This window comes from Jiangella alkaliphila, assembly GCF_900105925.1.
Taxonomy (GTDB): Bacteria; Actinomycetota; Actinomycetes; order Jiangellales; family Jiangellaceae; genus Jiangella; species Jiangella alkaliphila.
Window position 1 is genome coordinate 3,263,547 of sequence record NZ_LT629791.1, and the last position, 19,497, is coordinate 3,283,043.

The following is a 19,497-nucleotide window of genomic DNA, read 5'->3' on the forward strand; positions in this document are numbered from 1 at the left end:
CTGTGTCGCAGGTTGGGTCGAACCCTAGTGGCGCTGCGCGTAAATGACAAGATATGAGCGGTTGTGATGCATCGCTCGTGTCGCGACCTGCCTCAACCGGTCATATCGCTCAGTTCCGCGCACGTTTCGGCGCGACTACTGTTCGATTGAGCGAAGATGACTGATATGGTGCAGCCGTGCTTGCCCAGCGCCGATACGAGCTCATCATGCAGACCCTCCGTGCCGAGGGTCCCGTGTCGGTCACCGTGCTGGGCACCCGCCTGGGCGTCAGTCAGGCGACCATCCGGCGCGACCTCGCGTGGCTCGAGGAGCAGGGTCTGCTCACCCGGGTCCGCGGCGGCGCGGCGGCCAGCCCGTCGCTGGAGCCGTCCTTCGCGGCCGTCGCCACCGAGGCGCACCAGGCCAAGGACGCCATCGCCCGGCGCGCTGCCGAGATGGTCGAGGACGGCGACGTGCTGCTGCTCGACATCGGCACGACGGTGCACCGGCTGGCCGTGCACCTGCGCGGCCGCAAGGTCACCGTCATGACCGCCAACATGGCCGTGTACGAAGAGCTGCTGCCCGACCCCGAGATCGAGCTGATCCTGCTCGGCGGGGTGGTGCGGCGCAACTACAAGTCGCTGGTCGGCTTCCTCACCGAGGACGCCGTCCGCCAGCTGCGTGCCGGCAAGTTGTTCATGGGGACCAGCGGGGTGCGCACCGACGGCGCTGTCGTCGACACCACGGTGGTCGAGGTGCCGGTGCGCCGGGCCATGATCGCGGCGGCCGACCAGGTCATCCTGCTCGCCGACGCGGAGAAGTTCCCCGGGACCGGGTTCGCCACCGTGTGCGGACCCGACGCCCTGGACGTCGTCGTGACCGATGCGGCCGAGGGCACCGAAGCCCTCGGCGCGCTCCGGGAGAGCGGTGTGAAGGTGGTTCTCGTATGAGGTTGACGATCCTCGGGGGCGGCGGTTTCCGGGTCCCGCTGGTGCACCGCGCCCTGGCCAGTGAGGAGTCCGGCGTCGACACCGTCGTCCTGCACGACACCGACGCCGAACGGGTGCGGGCCGTGCGGGCGGTGCTCGAGGAACGCTCCGGCGGCCGGGGTCCGGCGCTGGTGGTCGAGAGCGACCTCGCGGCGGCGGTGCGCGGCGCCGACTTCGTCTTCTCGGCGATCCGGGTCGGCGGGCTGGCCGGGCGGTCCTGCGACGAGCGGACGGCCCTGCAGTCGGGTGTGCTGGGCCAGGAGACCACCGGCGCCGGCGGCGTGCTGTACGGGCTGCGGACGGTGCCGGTCGCGCTGCGCATCGCATCGACGATCGCCGCCGAGGCGCCCGACGCGTGGGTCATCAACTTCACCAACCCGGCCGGCATGGTCACCGAGGCGATGAGCTCGGTGCTCGGCGACCGCGTCATCGGCATCTGCGACTCACCGGTCGGGCTGTTCCGCCGGGTCGCCCGTGCGCTGGACGTCCCGATGGGCGACGCGTGGTTCGACTACGCCGGGCTCAACCACCTGGGCTGGCTGTGGCGGGTGCTGGTCGGCGGGCGCGACGTGCTGCCTGAGCTGCTCGCCTCGGACGACGCGCTCGGCTCGTTCGAGGAGGGCAAGCTGTTCGGCGCGCCGTGGCTGCGCTCGCTCGGCGCCATCCCGAACGAGTACCTCTATTACTACTACTTCACCCGCGACGCGATCGCGTCGGCGAAGGCGGCGCCGGCCACCCGCGGGGAGTTCCTGCTGGCGCAGCAGGCCGAGTTCTACACGGCGTCCGCGGGCGACGGCGCCGCGCGGCGCTGGGACGATGTCCGGCGCGAGCGCGAGGCCACCTACATGGCCGAGAGCCGCGACGCCGCCGGCGTCGGCGACCGCGACACCGCCGACCTCGACGGCGGCGGCTACGACCGCGTCGCGCTGGCGCTCATGCGAGCCATCGCCGCCGACGAGCGGGCCACGCTGGTGCTCAACGTCCGCAACCGCTCGGCCATCCCCGGCGTCGACGCCGACGCCGTCGTCGAGGTGCCCTGCCTGGTCGGCCGCAACGGCGCCCACCCGCTGGCCTCCGGCGCGCTCGACCCTGCGGCGGCCGCGCTGGTGGCGTCGGTGAAGGCGACCGAGCGGGCCACCATCGCGGCGGCCCGGTCCGGTTCCCGCCGGGCGGCGGTGGCGGCGCTGGCCAGCCACCCGCTGGTCGACTCCGTCACGACGGCGGAGCGGCTGGTCGAGGCCGAGCTGGGCGCGCTGCCCGATCTGCGCGCCGTCCTCAAGCACGACTGAGTCCACACCCGCGGCAGCGCCGCTCCACCGGCGCTCGGGGGACGCCGGTGGAGCGACGCTGGTCTTACCTCGCCGTCAGGCGGCCGCGGCCGCGTTGTAGACGGACTGGATGGTGCTGCCGAAGTACGGTCCGTACATGGTGTTGGGGTCGTTCGTGTACTTGTAGCTGTTCACCGAGTTGAGCTGACCGCCGGTGATCCAGCCGCCGCCGGAGGAGCCGCCGGTCATGTCGCAGGTGATGCCCTGGGTGGTCTGGCCGCCGGGGTCGAGGCGGGCGGCGCCGGTGCACGAGTAGAGGGTCTGGCCGTTGAAGGGCGGGCCTGCCGGGTACCCGTAGGACGTGTAGGTGAGGCCGCGGGACAGGTTGAACGCGATCGGGTAGGAGCCGACCACGCTGGTCAGGCTCTGGCCGGACGAGTTCTCGTTCATGACCGCGAAGCCGGCGTCGACGTTGAAGTCGCCGCTGTTGGCCCAGCCGCTGGTCGTGTACAGGTCCGACGCCGACCACTGGCCGTACGGCGCGGAGCCGTTGTTGTACGCGGGCACGAAGGTGAACGCCGAGGCGAACGAGCCGCCGCCGCCCTCGTGCAGGCAGTGCCCGGCGGTCGTGACGACGTCGCCGTTGCCGCTGTTCGTGGCGGTGCCGGAGCAGACGTAGTTGACGCCGCCGATGGTGAAGAAGACCTTGCCGAGCTGCGGGCGCGGGTTCTCCGGGACGGCGGCCGGCGCGATGTCCTGCGCCGTCGCCGACGCGGTGCTCGCGTCGCCTGGCAGGGTGGCGTCGGCCGGGATCGCCGAGCGCATGCGCTCGGGCGTCCAATAGGCCTCCGCGGCGCGCTGCTGGGCCCGTGTCGTCGCCAGTTCCTGGTGCACGACCTCGGACGCCCGGACACCGTCGGCGGTCGCCGGCGTGACATCCGTTCCGGCCAACGCCGGAGTGGCAGCGATGCCGGACACCACGAGCGCGGCTCCGGCTAGGAGAGATCGAATGACGGGTCTCCTCATTGCCCATTCCTCCCTGGATGAGGCACTTCGTCGGGGTTCGACGAGATGCCTCAACATACAGTCATCCTCCTGTCATGTACAGGTATGTCTGAATTGACTTTCCGAGAGTTCACCAGGACAACGGGCGGGACCGAAAGTCATGATGTGGTCATGTCCGCTGTGTGGACCTGGTGAGACTCAGAGCGCGCTGAAGAACAGCACCGCCATCCCGGCGCTGAGGGCCACCTCGGTGGCGCAGGCGCCGGCCGGCGAGGTCAGCAGCCGGGCGGCCGAAGCGTTCGGGGTGGCGCCCGCCTCGTCGCCTGCCTGGTGGGCTGTGTGGTGGGCGAGCTGGACGGTGGACTCGCCCACCCGGAAGCCCAGCGACGTCGCGGCGACCAGGAAGTACAGGCCGAGCACCCAGCACAGCGCGGCCAGCGGCGGCAGGGCGTCGTGCGCCCCCAGCGCCCCGTGCGCGTCGAGGCCGGCCCTCGTGCCCGTGCCCGTGCTCGCGGCGTCGACGCCGGCGGCCGTCGCCGTGGCCCCGGTGGCCAGCGCGCCGGCTGCCAGCGCGCCGTGGCCGGTCAGGTACATGACGACCATCGCGGCGCAGCCGGCCAGATGGTGCAGGTGGTAACCCCCGTGCCCCCGCGCGCGGCCGTCTCGGTCACCGAGATCGGCGAGACGGTGCTTCGCCGTGGCGAGGGCGGGGACGGCGGCCCGGCTCAGCAGGCCGTCATGGCGCAGCCGGGTGGCGAACCAGGCGGCCAGGAGGGTGAACGCCGCGATGCCGAGCGGCTCTGGGACGGCCGGACCGGCCGGGCTGACCATCAGTGCCATCGCCACGCCCATGAGCGCGTGTGACAGGTCGGGCACGTCCGCCGCGAGGATGCCGGTGCGCGAGCCCCGTCGTGTCACCGACCATACGAATCGAGCGGCCGAATACCCGGCGACTGCCAGGAACACGACCACGGCGACGACGCGGGCCATTTCGATCGGGGACATCGGCCTCACATCCCGCTCGATGTTCGCACGCCAGCCGTGCTCCGGCGCAGGCGGCGCCGTAGGTTCACGGTATTACACGCAACTGCGCCACAACAGTCTTGATCTATGTCAAGACAGCCAGTAATTTACCAGTCATCGTGTGTTCGAGCCGCTTACCAACGGCCACAAACAATATCGCCAATCCTCTTGAAGAACTGTCACAGCAAGTGTCATAGTGGAGTCACAACAGGCAGTTACAACAGAACGTGGAGTCCCGCTCGGGACGACCGGCACTACGTCGGCCTCCGAGCGGCTGTGTCAACGCTTCTCGGGGGTCATTCCAACCGACAAGGGAGGAACGATGAAGGGCAGGCACAGGCGGCGGCGTCCCACCAGGTCGCGCAAGAGTTGGCCGCTCAGCTGGTTGAAGAGCGCCTCGCGCGGGCGTGGGGATGATCCGGATGCGGTGGTGGTCGCCAGGTGACGCCGCTGCGCTCCATCGTCCTGGGGTCGCTCGTCCCGTGACGGGGGTGGACGAGTCACCGCAGGACACGAAGGGTCCGGCTCCGGGGGAGCCGGACCCTTCGTGTGTGGGGCCTTCGTCTACAGGCCTACTCCTGCAGGACCGACAGCACGTTGCCCGCGGGGTCGGTGAACCAGGCGATCGGCGGGCCGTCGTTGCGGTGGACGCCCTTGTCGTCGGCTTCCATGCCCGGATAGCGCAGGAACTCGACGCCGCGGCGCGCGAGTTCGTCGGCGGCGGCGTCGATGTCGTCGACCGGGAAGTTGAGGATGGTGAACGACGCCGGGGTGTGCGCGTCGCCCTTCGGGTACACGAGCACGCCGTTGCTGCCGTCGATGTTGAGCGTGAGCATGCCGTGCTCCTCGCTGACATCGAGGCCGAGCGTCTCCGAGTAGAACTGCTTGGCCCGCGGGATGTCGTCGACCGAGAACCCGCTGAAGGCCTTCGTCTTCGAGAACATGTCGCTCCTCTCTCTTCACGTGTGACGTTACCCACGTGGAGCGAGCTCGGACGAGGATGTCGAAACGTGCGCGCCGGCTCCGACGTCTCGCACGAGTGGCGTCCGCCCGGGACGCCGCGGCACGAAGGGTGCACCTGTGAAGTACATGCTGCTCATCTACAACAACGTCGCCGCGTTCGAGGCGATGTCCGAGGACGAGAAGTCCACCGTCTTCGCGCAGGTCGACGCGCTGATGAAGGAGCTCCAGGAGTCCGGCGAGTGGGCTGGCGGCGAGGCGCTGGTCGACGCGGCGCGGACGACGACGGTGAAGGTGCGCGACGGCGGCACCGTCATCACGGACGGGCCGTACCTGGAGGCCAAGGAGCACCTGGCCGGCTACCTCACCGTCGACGTCGCGTCGCAGGAGCGGGCGGTCGAGATCGCCGCCCGCTGGCCTGACGCCTGCCGCTGGGCGATGGAGGTCCGCGAGGTCATCAGCGGCGGCTGACGGAGCCCTCGGCTACATCGCCGCGACCGGCTCGGCGCGCAGGTCCGCCAGCAGCCGCTCGACCTCGGCCAGTTCGGCCGGGGCGAGCGGCCCGTGCGCCAGCGCGCCGGCGTTCTCCTCGACCTGCGCGACTGTGCGGCAGCCGGGGATCGGGATCGTCGCCTCGCTGCGCGCCCAGATCCACGCCAGCGACCCCTGCGCCAGCGTCCGCCCGCCGCTGCGCAGCACCTCGCGGACGGCGGCGACGCGGTCCAGCCAGAGCGGGACCGGCCGGCCGCCGCGGAAGTACTGCAGCCAGTCCGGGGCGATGCCGCGCACGTCGTCCGGCCCGAGCGTCGACGACGCGGTGAACTTGCCGGTCAGCAGGCCCATCGCGAGCGGGCTGCGGTTCAGGCTGGCCAGGCCGTGCGCCTCGCACGCCGCCAGTACCTCGGCGGCGTCGTGCAGGACGTTGAAGGCGTGCTGGACGGCCGTGCAGTGCGGGCCGGCCTCGCCTTGGTTTCCTGTTCCCTTGCGTGACTCGCTGCTGCCCGGGACCTCGCGGTCGGCGCCACCCCACGCCGCGGCGCGGTCGGCGTGGTCGGTGCTCCAGCCGTACCAGCGCAGCTTGCCCTCGCCGACCAGCTCCTCCAGCGTGCCCAGCAGCTCCTGGGCGACGGGGATCGGCAGGTCGTTGAGGTGCAGCTGGTAGAGGTCGATGTGGTCGGTGCCCAGCCGCTGCAGCGAGCCCTCGAGCGCCCGGCGCAGGTACGCCGGCGACGGGTCGGTGCCGGTGAGCTGCCGCGTCGCGGGGTCGATGGTGTTGCCCCACTTGGTCGCGATGACGACCTCGTCCCAGCGCCCGGCCAGCGCGCGGCCCAGGATCGTCTCGCTGTGCCCGGTGCCGTACGCGTCGGACGTGTCGAACAGGGTGACCCCCAGCTCGACCGCCCGGCGGATCGTCGCCACCGACTCGTCGTCGTCCACTTCGCCCCAGCCGCATGGCTGGTCGCCGGCCCAGAACGGCCCGCCGATGGCCCAGCAGCCCATGCCCAGGGCGCTGACCTCGAGGCCGCTGCGGCCCAGTGTGCGCGTCGTCGCAGTCATGTCCGACACGCTGCCACTTCGAGCGCGCTCCAGGTCAAGCCCTGGCGTAGCGGCCCGGGCTGACGCCGAGGTAGCGGCTGAACTGGCGGGTCAGGTGCGCCTGGTCGTAGAAGCCGGCGGCGGTCGCGACCTCGGCCGGACGCTGCCCGGCCAGCAGCAACCGGCGGGCCAGCTCGACTCGTCGGCCGGTGAGGTAGCGGTGCGGCGGCAGGCCGAACGCCGTCGTGAACGACCGCACGAGGTGGGTGGGGTGGGCGTGCAGCTGGGCGGCCGCGGCCCGCAGCGTGACGCCGTCGGCGACGTGCGCGTCGAGCAGCTCCCGCAGCCGTGCGGCCAGGTCGGGCGGTGGCCGTTCGGTGCGCGCCGACGGCGACAGGTGCCGCGCCACCCGCGCGCCGATCAGCGTCAGCCGGCTCTCCGCCTCCAGCGCGTCGCCGGAGCCGTCCAGTGCCCGGTGCAGCTGGTCGACGCGCAGCCGCAGCTGCCGGTCGGCGAACGTCGGGTGGTCGACGGCGGCGCCGATCAGTTCCTCGCCCAGCACGTCGGGGTCGAGATAGAGCACCCGCTTGCCGAACCCGGCCGGCGTCGCGGCCCGGCCGTCGTGCGCGACGTGCGGCGGCAGCAGCGTGACGGCGGACCCGGCGGCGCCGTGGTGGTGGCGGTCGAGGTCGAAGCGGATGGCGCCGTCGTCGACGATGAGCAGCGTCCAGGCGGTGTGCGTGTGCGCCGGGTAGGCGTGATGGGTGAACCGGGCGTGGAAGACCTCGACCAGCCCGGGCACGTCGGGACGCCAGGCGCGGACCGTCGCGCCGGCGGGGGCGAACACGCTAACACCGTACAAGACCCGCGGCGGCCGCCCGGCGCACGCTGGAGGGGTGACCGACGAGATCCGCTTCGCCACCAAGATCGCCGTGCTGCTCGCCGACGACCTCGCCGTCTGGCAACGCCTCAACGTGACCGCGTTCCTGGTCAGCGGCGTGGCCGCCACCGGGCCGGAGCTGATCGGCGAGCCGTACGAGGACGCCGACGGCACGACCTACCTGCCGATGTTCCGTCAGCCGGTGCTCGTCTTCGCCGGCGACGCCGCCGTCCTGACCGCCGCGCACGGCCGGGCGCTGGACCGCGGGCTGCGGCCGGCCGTCTTCACTCGCGACCTGTTCGGCACCGGCAACGACCGCGACAACCGGGCCGCCGTCCGCGCCGTCAAGCGGGCCGACCTCGACCTCGCCGGACTGGCACTGCACGGCCCGAAGAACACCGTCGACAAGATCGTCAAGGGCGCGAAGCTGCACCCGTGAGCACGTCGACGCCCAGGCCGCCCTCGACGCGCGCTTCGGCGCCGGTGAACTCGCCGGTGAGCATCGGCATGGCCGCCTCGATGGCGGCCTTCGTCTCCGGCAGCTCGAGCGAGGCGTCGTGGTGCTCCTTCGACGCCCACAGCTCGCTGACGACGACGAGGTCGGGGTCGGTCTCGGAGACGCCGACGGCGTAGAGGTGGCAGCCGGCGGCGCGCAGCCCGTCGGTGCCGCTCAGCAGGATCGCGACGACCTCATCGCGTCGGCCCGGCCGGATGCGCATGGTGCCCTGGCATGCGTACGTCACGGGGTCAGCCTCGCATCGCGTGCGCGGCTTGCGCTTGTACGGATCGGACGCCTGAGGCGCTCGGGCCGCTCAGGCGCGCTCGCCGATGTCCGTCATCAGGCGGCACGGGTCGTCGACGGGGTCGGCGGCGTGCAGCCCGGCGGCCAGCCGGCCGAGCAGCGCCCGCAGCGTCGCCCTGTCCGAGTCGCCGAGGCTGCTCAGCACGTGGTCCTCGGCCAGCTCCATGCGGACGTCGGCCTCGGCGAGGAACTCGCGCCCGCGCGCGGTGGTGACGACGCGGCGGTTGCGGCGGTCGTCCGGGTCGGGATGCCGCTCGACCAGGCCGGCCTCCGTCAGCGCGTCGAGCAGGTAGGTGAGCACCGTCTTGTCGATGCCCAGCCGCTGGGCCAGTGCGGCCTGGGTGCGTGGCTCCTCACGCGCGGCGACGGCGAGCACCTGGCGGCCGCGGTGGTCGCCCGGAATGCCGGCCGTCGCGGCGTCGGCCGCCCGCACGAAGGCGCGGAACAGCACGCCGAGCCGCCAGCCGAGATCGTCCTCGATGCCCTGCGTCGTGGTCACGCGCCCATGCTACGACGATCGGTGGCCGGACAGACGATCTGTGCCGCAGACGATCTGCCTACTCGACGGCGGCCAGGCCGGCGGCGAACAGGATTGCGGAGGCGAGGCTGGCGACCGCGCGGATGTGGTTCCACGACGTCCACTCGGCGTCGTAGCGCTCCCAGCGCTCCTTCGCCTCCGGCCCGTCCGGGTCGACGAGATGCAGCGCCTTGTTGCGCGGGATGTGATAGCCGCCGGTGATCACGACTGAGCCGAAGATCAGCAGCAGGCCGGCGATCAGCAGGTAGATCGCCTCCTCCTCGCCCCATCGCGCGAACGAGTAGACCACTGAGATCCCCGACAGCACCGCCGACCCGACGAACGCGGTGAGGAACCACGCGTTCATGAGCGCGACGTCGATGCTCTGCATCGCCCGGATGGCCTCGCCCGGCTGCAGGCGGCGCAGGCCGGGCATCACCATGCTCGACCAGGCGAAGTAGACGCCGGCCATCAGTCCGGCGGAGACGGCCGAGGCGAGCGTCAGGCCGAAGAAGACGCTGTCGGGCATGCGGAGCCTCCAGACGACGGTGGATGGTGATCCTAGAGGCTCGCCCCGACAGATGGCTGGTCCCGCGCCGAAGGCGGCTCGGTTGTGCGGCGTCGAGTTGATCTTGTCGGTGGGGGTGGGTAGGGTGGTGTGCATGTTCGAAGAAGCGCTGCTGTCTGCTCCGTTGCCGGGTGTTGGTCCGGTGGCGGTGGAGCCTGATGGTGTGGTCGACGCGGAGGTGCGGGCGCTGTTGGACGGGCTGGCCGCGGAGTATGCCGCGATGCCGGCGGCTGGGGTGTTGCCGTTCGGGGCGGACGAGGTCGCGGTGGGTGCGCAGTTGGCGGCGCTGCTGGCTGGGTTCGATCCGTCGGTGGCTGATGGCTACGACTTGGTGGAGGCGTCGGCCGGGTGGGAGCGGTTGGCGGCGTGGGTGGAGGCGAACAAGGCGCGGGTCGCGGCCGCGCTCGCCTCCCGGGCCGAGATGCGCCCGGACACGTCGGGGTACCGGTCGGTGAACCCGGTCACCAACACCGCGGTCGCGATCGCCGGACGCTGCCACCTCACCACCCGGCAGGCGGAGTACCAGGTGGGTCACTCCCTGCAGTTGGTGGAGGACTTCCCCGACACCCACGCCTTGCTCTCGGCCGGTCTGATCGATCTGCGCCGTGCTCGCGTGATCACTGACGAGCTCGGTGGACAGGACCCGGCCGTCCGCGAGCGGGTGGAGGCCGCGGTGTTGCCACGGGCGCCGCAGTTGGATTCGGTCGCGTTGCGGAAGCTGATCCGGCAGTTGCTGCAGGAACTGGCGCCGGTGGAGACGGCCGAGCGGCATCGGCGTGCGCGTGATGGCCGGTATGTGGCGGTGACGCCCGCGTCGGATGGGATGGCGTTCCTGGAGGCGCTGATCCCGGCCGAGGACGCGACCGCCTGGGACACGGTCCTGAACGTGGCCGCTGCGGATGCGAAGCGGGCGGACGCGGCGGCCGGTGTGCCGGCGCGGACGCGGGATCAGCGTCGCGCCGACGCGTTGGCCGAGCTGGGCTGGGCCGCGCTGGGTGCGTGCGCCGACGGCGCCACCGGGTACGCGTCCACCGCCGGCACCGGGCACGCGTCCGCCGCCCCAGGCGACGCCGCCACGCCTGAGCCGGCCGGGCGCGCTGCCCGCACCGTCGCTGACCGCACCAGCACGCCTGAGCCCGCCGTCGGGGCCCGCTCCGCCGTCGTCGGCGGCAGCGGCGCCGCCCGCACCGGCTCGCCAGAGCCCCACGTCGGGGCGCGCTCCGCCGTCAGCGGCAGTGGGCGTGCGTCCGCCGCCCCGGCCGACGCCGCGCCTGAGCCTGCGGTGCGCGCGGCCCGCCCCGGAGCTGATCGCACCGCTTGGCCTGAGCCCGCTGTCGGGGCCCGCTCCGCCCCCGCCGCCGTCGGCGGCGGCGCTGACCGCACCGTCACGGCCGGGCCGGCCGGGTACGCCCGCCCCGCCGAGGACGCGGCCAGTGGCGGCCCGCCCGGCGACCACGTATCTCTTCCGTCTGCTGTGGGGTCGAGGCCGCGGCGGCGGCCGGTCAGTGTGCACGTCACCATCCCGTTCGCGACGCTGGCCGGGCTGACCGACCAGCCGGGGGAGTTGGACGGTTACGGACCGATCCCCGCCCACGTTGCCCGGGCGCTGGCGGCTGAGGGCGTGTGGACCTGGCTGGCCCATGATCCCGGCACCGGACAGCTGCTCGACCTCGGGCGCACGAGATATCGGCCGACCAAGGCGCTGGCCGAGTTCATCGTCGCCCGCGACCGGACCTGCCGCACACCGGGCTGCCACCGATCCGCCAAGGCCGCCGATATCGACCACCTGGTGCCGTTCGCGGACGGCGGCACCACCGACCCGGCCAACTGCCACGCACTGTGCGAGACGCACCATCTGCTCAAACACCACGGCGGCTGGTCAGTCCAACGAGATCGCGACGGCACCACCCGATGGCGAAGTCCCACCGGACACCGATACGAGAAGCCGCCCGAACGCCTCGGCCTGCCACCTGTACGCCTCGACCCCAGCACGGCGCGACAACCCCGGCCGCCCGGCTAGCGCCACCAGGGCCAGCGCCGTCCGGCAGCGCATCGGGCCGAGCAAGGCTGCGCCGAGGGGGTCGCCACCGTCGCAACGGTGGCGACCCCTGTCGGTCGCGTGCGGACGAGGCGACGGGCTAGAGGCCGCTCGCCGCCATGACGGCGCGCCGGGTGAGGACCGGCGCCAGGTGGGTGCGGTACTCCGCCGACGCGGTGCCGTCGGTGAGCGGCGAGGCCCCTTCGAGAGCGCGCCCGGCTGCGGCTTCGACGGACGAGGCGGTCGCCGGGACGCCGGTCAGTGCCTCCTCGACGCCGCGGGCGCGGACGGGGGTGATGCCCATGTTGGTGAGGGCGACGCGCGCCTCGGCGATGCTGCCGTTGGACCGGCGCACCGCGGCCGCCACGCCGATGACCGACCACGACTGCGCCAGCTGGTGGAACTTCTCGTAGTGGGTGGTCCAGCCGGTCAGCTTCGGCACCCGCACCGACACCAGCACGTCGCCGGGGCCGAGCGCCGTCGTGAAGTAGTCGACGAAGAAGTCCGCCGCAGCGATGTCGCGGACACCCGACGGGCCGGCCACCGACATCACCGCGTCCAGCGCCAACGCGACGCCGGGCAGGTCGCCGGCCGGGTCGGCGTGCGCAAGCGACCCGCCGAACGTGCCCAGGTGCCGGATCTGCCGGTCGCCGACGGTCTCGGCGGCCTGCGCGATCAGCGGCGCGTGCTCGCGCACCAGCGGGTGCTTCATGACCTCGTCGTGCGTGGTCATGGCGCCGATCAGCAGCGCGTCGCCGTCGTCGCGGACGCCGCGCAGCTCGGCCAGGCCACCGAGGTCGACCAGCAGGGCCGGCGCGGCCAGCCGCAGCCGCAGCAACGGCAGCAGGCTCTGGCCGCCGGCCAGCACCTTGCCGTCGTCGCCGGCGCCGGCCAGCGCGGTGACGGCGTCCTCGACCGAGGCCGCCCGGGTGTAGTCGAACGCCGCGGGGATCATCGGGGCTCACCTCCATTCGAACCAGCAGAAGCGGCGCGCGCCGCCGCGATCGTCGACCACACCCGTTCCGGCGTGCACGGCATCCGCACGTCCGTCACGCCCAGTGGTCGGAGCGCGTCGACCACGGCGTTCACCACCGCCGGCGTCGAGGCGATGGTGCCGGCCTCGCCGACGCCCTTGGCGCCGAGCGGGTGGCCAGGCGCCGGGGTCTCGGTGCGGTCGGTGACGAGGTCGGGCAGGTCGGCCGCGCTCGGGATGGTGTACTCGACGAAGGTCCCGGTCGTGAGGTTGCCGTCCTCGTCGTAGCGGGCCTCCTCGAACAGCGCCTGCGCGATGCCCTGCGCGACGCCGCCGTGCACCTGGCCGTCGACGATCATCGGGTTGATCACCCGCCCGATGTCGTCGACCGCGACATAGGAACGGATGCGCACCATGCCGGTCTCGGTGTCGACCTCGACGGCGCACAGGTGCGTGCCGTGCGGGTAGGAGAAGTTCTCCGGGTCGAACGTCGCGTCGGCGTCCAGCGTGGACTCGACGCCGTCGGGCAGGTCGTGCGACTGGAACACCGCGAACGCGCAGTCGGCCAGCGACTTCGTCGCCGCGCCGGGCGCGCCCTTCACCCGGAACGCGCCGCCGGCGAACTCGAGGTCGGCGGGGTCGGCCTCGAGCAGGTGCGCCGCCACCGGCATCGCCTTCTCGACGACGCGCTGGCAAGCGTTGACCAGCGCGATGCCGCCGACCGCCAGGGAACGGGAGCCGTAGGTGTCCAGGCCCTTGTGCGACGTACGGGTGTCGCCGTGCAGCACCTCGACGTCCTCGAAGGCGACGCCGAGCTGGTCGGCGACGATCTGGCTCCACGCGGTCTCGTGGCCCTGGCCGTGCGGCGACGTGCCGGTGACGACCTCGACCTTGCCGGTGGGCAGCACCCGCACGGACGCCGACTCCCACCCGCCCGCCGCGTACCGCAGCTGCCCCAGCACCCGCGACGGCGCCAGCCCGCACATCTCCGTGTACGTCGACACGCCGAGACCCAGCTGGACGGAGTCGCCGGACGCCCGCCGCGCCGCCTGCTCCTGTCGCAGCCCGTCGTAGTCGAACAGCTCCGTCGCCCGGTCGGTGGCCGCCGCGTAGTCGCCGGAGTCGTAGGTCAGCCCGGCCGACGTCGTGAACGGGAACTCGGAGCTGTCGATCCAGTTGCGCCGCCGCAGCTCCAGCGGGTCCATGTCCAGTTCGACCGCGAGCTCGTCCATGATCCGCTCGAGCGCGAACGTCGCCTCGGGCCGGCCGGCGCCGCGGTAGGCGTCGGTCTTGGTGGTGTTGGTGAAGACGCCGGTGCACTCGAATCGGTAGGCCGGGAACTTGTAGATGCCGCCGTACATGAACGCGCCCAGGATCGGGATGCCCGGCGTGATGATGCCGAGGTAGGCGCCCATGTTGGCGGTCAGCCGGGCGGACATGCCGGTGACGGTGCCGTCGCGGCGAGCCGTGACGGTGATGTCCTGGAGCTGGTCGCGGCCGTGGTGCGCCGAGAGCATCGCCTCGGAGCGCGACTCGGTGAACTTCACCGGCTTGTTCAGCCGCCGGGCCGCCGCGAACGCGATGAACTCCTCCGGCGTGACCTCCAGCTTGCCGCCGAAGCCGCCGCCGACGTCGGGCGCGATGACCCGGATCTTGTGCTCCGGCGTGCCGGTGCCCAGCGACAGCAGGATCCGCAGGATGTGCGGCACCTGGGTGGACGACCACACGGTGATCTGGTCGCCGGTGGGGTCGACGACGGTGCTGCGCGGCTCCATGAACGCCGGGATCAGCCGCTGCTGGACGAACCGACGTTTGACGACGACCTCCGCCTCGGCCTCCGCCTGCGCGACGTCGCCGCCGGTGCCGGCTGCCGCCGAGTCGAGGATCCACGTGTAGCACTTGTTCGTGCCGTTGGCCTCGTGCACCAGGGACGCGCCGTCGGCCAGCGCGGCCTCCATGTCCAGCACGACCGGCAGCGGCTCGTAGTCGACCTCGATCAGCTCCAGCGCGTCGAGGGCGCTCGCGCGGTCGCGGGCGGCGACGACGGCGACCGGCTCGCCCGCGTGCCGGACCTCGTCCAGCGCCAGCGGGGGATAGGCGGGCAGCACGGTGTCCTCGGTGACCGGCCAGACGCACGGCATGCTGCCCTGCAGGTCGGCGACGTCCTGGCCGGTGAACACGTCGACGACGCCGGGCGCGCCACGGGCCGCCGTGACGTCGATGCCGGTGATGCGCGCGTGCGCCATGGGGCTGCGCAGGATGGCGAGGTGCAGCATGCCGGGCAGGGACAGGTTGTCGGTCCAGGAGGTTCGGCCGGTGATCAGCCGGGCGTCCTCCTTGCGGCGGCGGTCGCGGCCGACCTCGCCGGTGGGGCGTTGCTCGGTGACCGTCACGTCGTCACCTCCACCGGCTGCGCTTCGACCGGCTGCGGCCGCATCGACTCCGCCGCCGAGCGGACCGCCAGGACGATGTTCTGGTAGCCGGTGCACCGGCACAGGTTGCCCTCGAGGCCCTCGCGGATCTCGGTGTCGGTCGGGTCGGGGTTCTCGGTGAGCAGGTCGACGGCGGACATGATCATGCCGGGCGTGCAGAAGCCGCACTGCAGGCCGTGCTTCTCGTGGAAGGCCGCTTGGACGGGGTGCAGCTCGCCGTCGGCGCCGGCCAGGCCCTCGACGGTGGTGACGTCGGCGCCGTCGGCCTGCACGGCCAGGACGGAGCAAGCCTTGACGCTCTTGCCGGACAGCAGGACGGTGCAGGCGCCGCAGTTGCTGGTGTCGCAGCCGACGACCGTGCCGATCTTGCCGAGGTTGTCGCGCAGGTGCTGGACGAGCAGAGTGCGTGGCTCGACGTCGTCGTCGTACCGGACGCCGTCGACGATCAGGCTGATGCTGGTCATGGGACTCCCGCCTACGCCTGGGACCGGCACGCAGGCTCCACCGGCCCGACCCGAGCGCAACGGGAGCACACGTGGGCGCTTCACCGTCCGGTCCCGATGCGCGCTTGCTGCCTCCAGCAAAGTCTGCGGAAGCTGACACCGCAAGGGTTTCCGGCGAACCCGTGTGACCGACCGCACATGTGACCCCGATCACGGGGATCTGGCGATCACGGCGGGCGATTCGGCACGCTGAAGTCACCATGCTCTTCGACTGCCCCGAATGCGCGCTGCCCGCGACCGTCACGTCACATGGCACGTTGGCCGGCACGTCCGGCCCGGTCGAGCACGTCGCCGTCCACTGCGTGGGCGGGCACCGGTTCCTCGGCCCGGCCGACACCCTGCGGGTGCTGCTGCCCCAGCGCTGACGGCGCGCGCCGGAAACTCCGGAACCTCCGGGACAATCGAGGGGTGAGCGACGTCTACACCGCCGCCGAGGCGCGGGCTGTGCTGGAAGAACTGCGCCCGGTCCTGGCCGGCCTGATCGAGGTCCGCGCCGACCTCGCCGAGCTGGGCGCCGCCGTCCAGGGCGGCACCCCGACCGCGCTGGGCGGGCTGCCGGAGCTGAAGGCCGCCCAGGCCCGGCTGGACGAGCTGCTGTCGGCCGTCGTGGCCGCCGGCCCGGAGGTGAAGGGCATCGCGCCGCTGCTGCTGGACTTCCCGTCGGTGCTCGACGGCGAGCCGGTGCTGCTGTGCTGGCTGGAGGGCGACGCCGGCCTGGACTGGTATCACCGGGCCGACCTCGGCTTCGCCGGGCGCCGGCCGCTCCCGCCGCCGCCCTGAGCGGTCCGGACCAGCGGCTTCACAAGATCGCCTGGGGCCGGTACGGTCCGGACGGGCGGGCCCGGGGGGCGCCTGACCGCAGTCGGCCCCGGCTCTCGAGTTCGTTCACGACCACGGTCGTCTCGGACGAAGGAGTCCAGCATGCCTCCACGCCGTATCGCGCCACGCCGTCTGCTCGCCGCCGCCTCCGCCGCCGCGCTGGCCGTCTCGCTGCTGGTCACCAGCGGTGCGGACGCCGACGACGGCGGTGAGCTGGAGGCGTACACCGCCGACGTCACCGCCCAGCAGGCGGCCGAGATCAGCGCCGACGGCCTCGACGTCACCGCGGCGGAGCCGACCGCGACCGGCGTCAGCATGGACCTGGTGCTCACCGACGACGAGGTGCGGGCGCTGCGCGGCCGCGGCGTCGACGTCCAGGTGAAGCGCAACGCCGACGGGCTCAGCGCGAGCGAGGCCGCCGCCCGGCAGGCCGCCGCCGGCTACAACGTCTGGCGGTCCTGGGACGAGGACGGCGGGCTGAGCGACGAGCTGTACGACCTGGCCCGGCGCAACCCGCAGATCGCCAAACTGGTCGTCATCGGCGAGACGTACAACGGCCGCGAGATCCTGGCGATCAAGCTGACCCAGGGCGCGCGCGGCATCGCCGACGGCACCCGCCCCGCCGTGCTCTACAGCTCGCTGCAGCACGCCCGCGAGTGGATCTCCGGCGAGGTCAACCGGCGGCTGATGCACCACCTGGTCGACCGCTGGCGGTCCAACGACCGCGAGGTCCGCAGCATGCTGCGCCGCAACGAGTACTGGTTCGTGCTCGTCTCGAACCCGGACGGCTACCAGCACACGTTCGACGCCGAGCGGCTGTGGCGGAAGAACCTGCGCGACAACGACGGCGACGGCGCCGTCTCCGTGCTCGACGGCGTCGACCCGAACCGCAACTACCCCGAGCACTTCCGCTACGACGAGGAGGGCTCGTCGTCACTGATCTCCAGCGACACCTACCGCGGGCCGGCGGCCGGCTCCGAGCCGGAGACGCAGGCCATGATGGCGCTGCACGACCGGGTCGGCTTCGCCTTCCAGGTGAACTGGCACTCCACCGGCGAGTGGCTCATCTACCCGGAGGGCTGGCAGATCGGCACGCCCAGCGCGGACGACCCGATCTACTACGCGCTGTCCGGCAACTGGGACCAGCCGGCGATTCCCGGCTGGGAGCCCGGGCTGTCGTCGGACGTGCTCTACGTGACCAACGGCGAGACCACCGACTTCGCGCACGCGCAGCAAGGCACGCTGGCCTGGACGCCGGAGCTGGGCGAGGGGATCCCCGGCAGCGGGTTCGTCTTCCCCGACGACGAGGAGCTGATCCAGGCCGAGTTCGAGAAGGTGCTGCCGTTCGCCCTCGACGTCGCGAAGTCCGCGGCCGACCCGGACGACCCGGTGTCGCACCTCGGCCTGACCACCAAGCCGTTCTACCTGCAGAGCGAGGACACCTACAAGACCGGGCTGCCGCAGGCGAACTTCACCTTCGACTACTCCTACGGCGACCCGCAGGAGGTGCGGGTGCTGGCCAAGCGCGACCTCGGCGAGGTGACGCTGAAGTACCGCGTCAACGGCGGCGCCGTGATCAGCGCGCCCACCGAGGAGTGGAAGGGCGGCGACCGCTACGGCGGCAGCACCGCCGTCTACTACCGGGTCATGAGCGGCATCGTCACCGGGACCGACCCGGGCGACTCCGTCGAGGTGTGGTTCGAGGGCGGCGGCGAGACCAGCGACTCGTTCACCTACGCCGCGGTCGAGGAGTCGGCGAACGACGTGCTGGTCCTGGCCGCCGAGGACTACACCGGCGCGTCGCCGGTGCAGCCGCCCGGAGGGCCGCACCACCTGGCCGCCTACGAGGAGGCGCTGACGGCGAACGGCGTCGGCTACGACGTGTACGACGTCGACGCCCGCGGCCGGATCGCGCCAGACGCCCTGGGTGTGCTGTCGCACTACGACGCCGTCGTCTGGTACACCGGCGACGACGTCGTCACGCGCGAGCCGGGCTGGGCGGCAACCAACGCGTCGCGGCTGGCGATGGACGAGCTGCTGGAGGTCCGCGACTTCCTCAACGAGGGCGGCCGGGTGCTCTACACCGGCAAGTACGCCGGTAGTCAGTACACCCAGAACCTCGGGCTGCAGGCGTACGACCCGACGGCGGCGAACGCCCAGTGCACCGCCGACCCGGTGGTCCGCGCGCGGTGCAAGGTGCTGGCCGGCTCCGGCGACCTCACCAACGACGTGCTGCAGTACTGGCTCGGCGCCTACCTGGTGGTCGACAACGCCGGCACGACCGAGGACGGCCTGCTCGACGTCCTCGGCTCCGAGGAGGGCCCGTTCGACGGCCTGGCCTGGGGTTTCGACCCGGCCGGGAACCAGGACCACAGCAACTCGCAGGTCGTCACCAGCGGCGTCCTCGACCCCGACGCCTACCCGCAGTTCGACAGCTGGGTCGCGGCCCGCTGGGACCGCGAGGGCGGACCGTTCGAGCCGCACACCGGTGACTTCTACGCCTACTCGCAGATCGGCGACGTCTCGTTCAAGCGGCTGACGAACACGATCAGCGTCCCGGCCGGCGGCGCCACGCTGTCGTTCTGGACGTCGTACGACACCGAGACCGTCTGGGACCACCTGTTCGTCGAGGCGCGCCCGGCCGGCACCGACGACTGGACCACGCTGCCGGACGCGAACGGGCACACGACGCAGGACCTTCCCGCCAACGGCAGCTGCCCGGCCGGCTGGAACACGCTGCACCCGAGGCTGGACCACTACCAGACCATCGTCGACGACGAGACCTGCCTGCCCACCGGCACGACCGGCGAGTGGAACGCCGCGTCCGGCAACTCCGGCGGCTGGCAGGAGTGGGAGGTCGACCTGTCCGCGTACGCCGGCGGCGACGTCGAGGTGTCGATCAGCTACGCCAGCGACTGGGCGGTCCAGGGCCTGGGCGTGTTCGTCGACGACATCGCCGTCAGCACCGGCGACGGGAACACGTCGTTCGAGACCGATCTCGGCGGCTGGGCGGTGCCCGGCCCGCCCGAGGGCAGCGCGCCGAACGCCAACGACTACGTCCGCACGACGGCCGGCGGCTTCCCGGAGGCGGCGGTGACGGCGACGCCCGGCTCGCTCTACGCCGGGTTCGGATTGGAGGGCATCGAGAGCGCGGCCGAGCGCGCCGCCGTCATGGGCGCCGCGCTCGACCACCTGCTCCGATGAC

General features: G+C 72.3%; 19 protein-coding genes. 8 read left to right on the top strand and 11 right to left on the bottom strand.

Going from position 1 to position 19,497, the window contains the following annotated elements; genetic code table 11:
* Window positions 1-176: 176 nt before the first annotated feature.
* Together BLV05_RS15055 and BLV05_RS15060 are read left to right on the top strand one after the other, a co-directional pair.
* Complete coding sequence (locus tag BLV05_RS15055; protein ID WP_046769920.1) at window positions 177-929, top strand: DeoR/GlpR family DNA-binding transcription regulator; 753 nt, start codon at window positions 177-179, stop codon at window positions 927-929.
* A complete protein-coding gene (locus BLV05_RS15060) occupies window positions 926-2,257 on the top strand; it encodes a 6-phospho-beta-glucosidase (RefSeq protein WP_046769919.1) in 1,332 nt (443 codons plus the stop codon). The genes BLV05_RS15055 and BLV05_RS15060 overlap by 4 nt, the downstream gene beginning before the upstream one ends.
* Before the next feature lie 75 nt (window positions 2,258-2,332).
* Here BLV05_RS15060 and BLV05_RS15065 read toward each other — a convergent pair whose 3' ends face one another.
* The 3 genes from BLV05_RS15065 to BLV05_RS15075 form a co-directional block, all read right to left on the bottom strand.
* Complete coding sequence (locus BLV05_RS15065; RefSeq protein WP_197683661.1) at window positions 2,333-3,187, bottom strand: trypsin-like serine peptidase; 855 nt, start codon at window positions 3,185-3,187, stop codon at window positions 2,333-2,335.
* 252 nt (window positions 3,188-3,439) lie between these two features.
* Window positions 3,440-4,246, bottom strand: coding sequence for a DUF5134 domain-containing protein (locus BLV05_RS15070; protein ID WP_082155393.1), 807 nt, complete (start codon window positions 4,244-4,246; stop codon window positions 3,440-3,442).
* A gap of 590 nt (window positions 4,247-4,836) precedes the next feature.
* A complete protein-coding gene (locus BLV05_RS15075; RefSeq protein WP_046769917.1) occupies window positions 4,837-5,208 on the bottom strand; it encodes a VOC family protein in 372 nt (123 codons plus the stop codon).
* A 145-nt stretch (window positions 5,209-5,353) separates the two neighbouring features.
* Here BLV05_RS15075 and BLV05_RS15080 point away from each other — a divergent pair, with 145 nt between their 5' ends.
* Window positions 5,354-5,695, top strand: a complete 342-nt coding sequence (locus BLV05_RS15080) for a YciI family protein (protein WP_231948850.1) — start codon at window positions 5,354-5,356, stop codon at window positions 5,693-5,695.
* A gap of 12 nt (window positions 5,696-5,707) precedes the next feature.
* Here the strand turns inward: BLV05_RS15080 and BLV05_RS15085 are convergent, their stop codons facing one another.
* Together BLV05_RS15085 and BLV05_RS15090 are read right to left on the bottom strand one after the other, a co-directional pair.
* Window positions 5,708-6,781, bottom strand: coding sequence for an aldo/keto reductase (locus tag BLV05_RS15085; protein WP_046769915.1), 1,074 nt, complete (start codon window positions 6,779-6,781; stop codon window positions 5,708-5,710).
* Window positions 6,782-6,815: 34 nt separating this feature from the next.
* Window positions 6,816-7,607, bottom strand: a complete 792-nt coding sequence (locus BLV05_RS15090) for a helix-turn-helix transcriptional regulator (RefSeq protein WP_046769914.1) — start codon at window positions 7,605-7,607, stop codon at window positions 6,816-6,818.
* Window positions 7,608-7,656: 49 nt separating this feature from the next.
* On the opposite strand from BLV05_RS15090, the gene BLV05_RS15095 reads away from it, so the two are divergent.
* Entirely contained in the window at window positions 7,657-8,079 is a 423-nt protein-coding gene (locus BLV05_RS15095; RefSeq protein WP_046769913.1) for a DUF2000 domain-containing protein, read from the top strand.
* Here BLV05_RS15095 and BLV05_RS15100 read toward each other — a convergent pair.
* The 3 genes from BLV05_RS15100 to BLV05_RS15110 form a co-directional block, all read right to left on the bottom strand.
* Window positions 8,054-8,383, bottom strand: coding sequence for a putative quinol monooxygenase (locus BLV05_RS15100; RefSeq protein ID WP_046769912.1), 330 nt, complete (start codon window positions 8,381-8,383; stop codon window positions 8,054-8,056). The two genes, BLV05_RS15095 and BLV05_RS15100, sit on opposite strands and share 26 nt — an antisense overlap.
* Before the next feature lie 69 nt (window positions 8,384-8,452).
* Window positions 8,453-8,941 (bottom strand): MarR family winged helix-turn-helix transcriptional regulator, encoded by a 489-nt coding sequence (locus tag BLV05_RS15105; protein WP_197683662.1) that lies wholly within the window; start codon window positions 8,939-8,941, stop codon window positions 8,453-8,455.
* 58 nt (window positions 8,942-8,999) lie between these two features.
* On the bottom strand, window positions 9,000-9,488 hold the full coding sequence (locus tag BLV05_RS15110; protein ID WP_046769911.1) for an anthrone oxygenase family protein: 489 nt from the start codon (window positions 9,486-9,488) through the stop codon (window positions 9,000-9,002).
* A gap of 133 nt (window positions 9,489-9,621) precedes the next feature.
* Here BLV05_RS15110 and BLV05_RS15115 point away from each other — a divergent pair, with 133 nt between their 5' ends.
* Window positions 9,622-11,547 carry an HNH endonuclease signature motif containing protein gene (locus BLV05_RS15115; RefSeq protein WP_160312765.1) on the top strand — a complete coding sequence of 642 codons (1,926 nt, stop codon included), beginning with the start codon at window positions 9,622-9,624 and terminating at the stop codon, window positions 11,545-11,547.
* Window positions 11,548-11,665: 118 nt separating this feature from the next.
* On the opposite strand, the gene BLV05_RS15120 is transcribed toward BLV05_RS15115, so the two are convergent.
* From BLV05_RS15120 to BLV05_RS15130, 3 genes are read right to left on the bottom strand one after another with little or no spacing between them, the layout of a single operon-like run.
* Window positions 11,666-12,520, bottom strand: coding sequence for an FAD binding domain-containing protein (locus BLV05_RS15120; RefSeq protein ID WP_046769910.1), 855 nt, complete (start codon window positions 12,518-12,520; stop codon window positions 11,666-11,668).
* Window positions 12,517-14,931, bottom strand: a complete 2,415-nt coding sequence (locus BLV05_RS15125; RefSeq protein ID WP_046769909.1) for a xanthine dehydrogenase family protein molybdopterin-binding subunit — start codon at window positions 14,929-14,931, stop codon at window positions 12,517-12,519. The genes BLV05_RS15120 and BLV05_RS15125 overlap by 4 nt, the downstream gene beginning before the upstream one ends.
* Window positions 14,928-15,434, bottom strand: coding sequence for a (2Fe-2S)-binding protein (locus tag BLV05_RS15130; protein WP_046769908.1), 507 nt, complete (start codon window positions 15,432-15,434; stop codon window positions 14,928-14,930). Before BLV05_RS15130 ends, BLV05_RS15125 begins: the two co-directional genes overlap by 4 nt.
* Window positions 15,435-15,673: 239 nt before the next feature.
* On the opposite strand from BLV05_RS15130, the gene BLV05_RS37010 reads away from it, so the two are divergent.
* The 3 genes from BLV05_RS37010 (at window position 15,674) to BLV05_RS15140 (ending at window position 19,496) form a co-directional block, all read left to right on the top strand.
* A complete protein-coding gene (locus BLV05_RS37010; RefSeq protein ID WP_197683663.1) occupies window positions 15,674-15,838 on the top strand; it encodes a hypothetical protein in 165 nt (54 codons plus the stop codon).
* A 43-nt stretch (window positions 15,839-15,881) separates the two neighbouring features.
* Window positions 15,882-16,253, top strand: a complete 372-nt coding sequence (locus BLV05_RS15135) for a DUF2203 domain-containing protein (RefSeq protein ID WP_046769907.1) — start codon at window positions 15,882-15,884, stop codon at window positions 16,251-16,253.
* 141 nt (window positions 16,254-16,394) lie between these two features.
* Window positions 16,395-19,496, top strand: a complete 3,102-nt coding sequence (locus tag BLV05_RS15140; protein WP_052762653.1) for a M14 family metallopeptidase — start codon at window positions 16,395-16,397, stop codon at window positions 19,494-19,496.
* Window position 19,497 lies beyond the last annotated feature (1 nt).

Coding starts and splice junctions, on each gene's coding strand:
- BLV05_RS15080 (WP_231948850.1), top strand. CDS start 5,354: ATGCTGCTCATCTACAACAACGTCGCCGCGTTCGAGGCGATGTCCGAG.
- BLV05_RS15060 (WP_046769919.1), top strand. CDS start 926: ATGAGGTTGACGATCCTCGGGGGCGGCGGTTTCCGGGTCCCGCTGGTG.
- BLV05_RS15140 (WP_052762653.1), top strand. CDS start 16,395: ATGCCTCCACGCCGTATCGCGCCACGCCGTCTGCTCGCCGCCGCCTCC.
- BLV05_RS15115 (WP_160312765.1), top strand. CDS start 9,622: ATGTTCGAAGAAGCGCTGCTGTCTGCTCCGTTGCCGGGTGTTGGTCCG.
- BLV05_RS15070 (WP_082155393.1), bottom strand. CDS start 4,246: ATGTCCCCGATCGAAATGGCCCGCGTCGTCGCCGTGGTCGTGTTCCTG.
- BLV05_RS15085 (WP_046769915.1), bottom strand. CDS start 6,781: ATGACTGCGACGACGCGCACACTGGGCCGCAGCGGCCTCGAGGTCAGC.
- BLV05_RS15110 (WP_046769911.1), bottom strand. CDS start 9,488: ATGCCCGACAGCGTCTTCTTCGGCCTGACGCTCGCCTCGGCCGTCTCC.
- BLV05_RS15075 (WP_046769917.1), bottom strand. CDS start 5,208: ATGTTCTCGAAGACGAAGGCCTTCAGCGGGTTCTCGGTCGACGACATC.
- BLV05_RS37010 (WP_197683663.1), top strand. CDS start 15,674: ATGCTCTTCGACTGCCCCGAATGCGCGCTGCCCGCGACCGTCACGTCA.
- BLV05_RS15120 (WP_046769910.1), bottom strand. CDS start 12,520: ATGATCCCCGCGGCGTTCGACTACACCCGGGCGGCCTCGGTCGAGGAC.
- BLV05_RS15130 (WP_046769908.1), bottom strand. CDS start 15,434: ATGACCAGCATCAGCCTGATCGTCGACGGCGTCCGGTACGACGACGAC.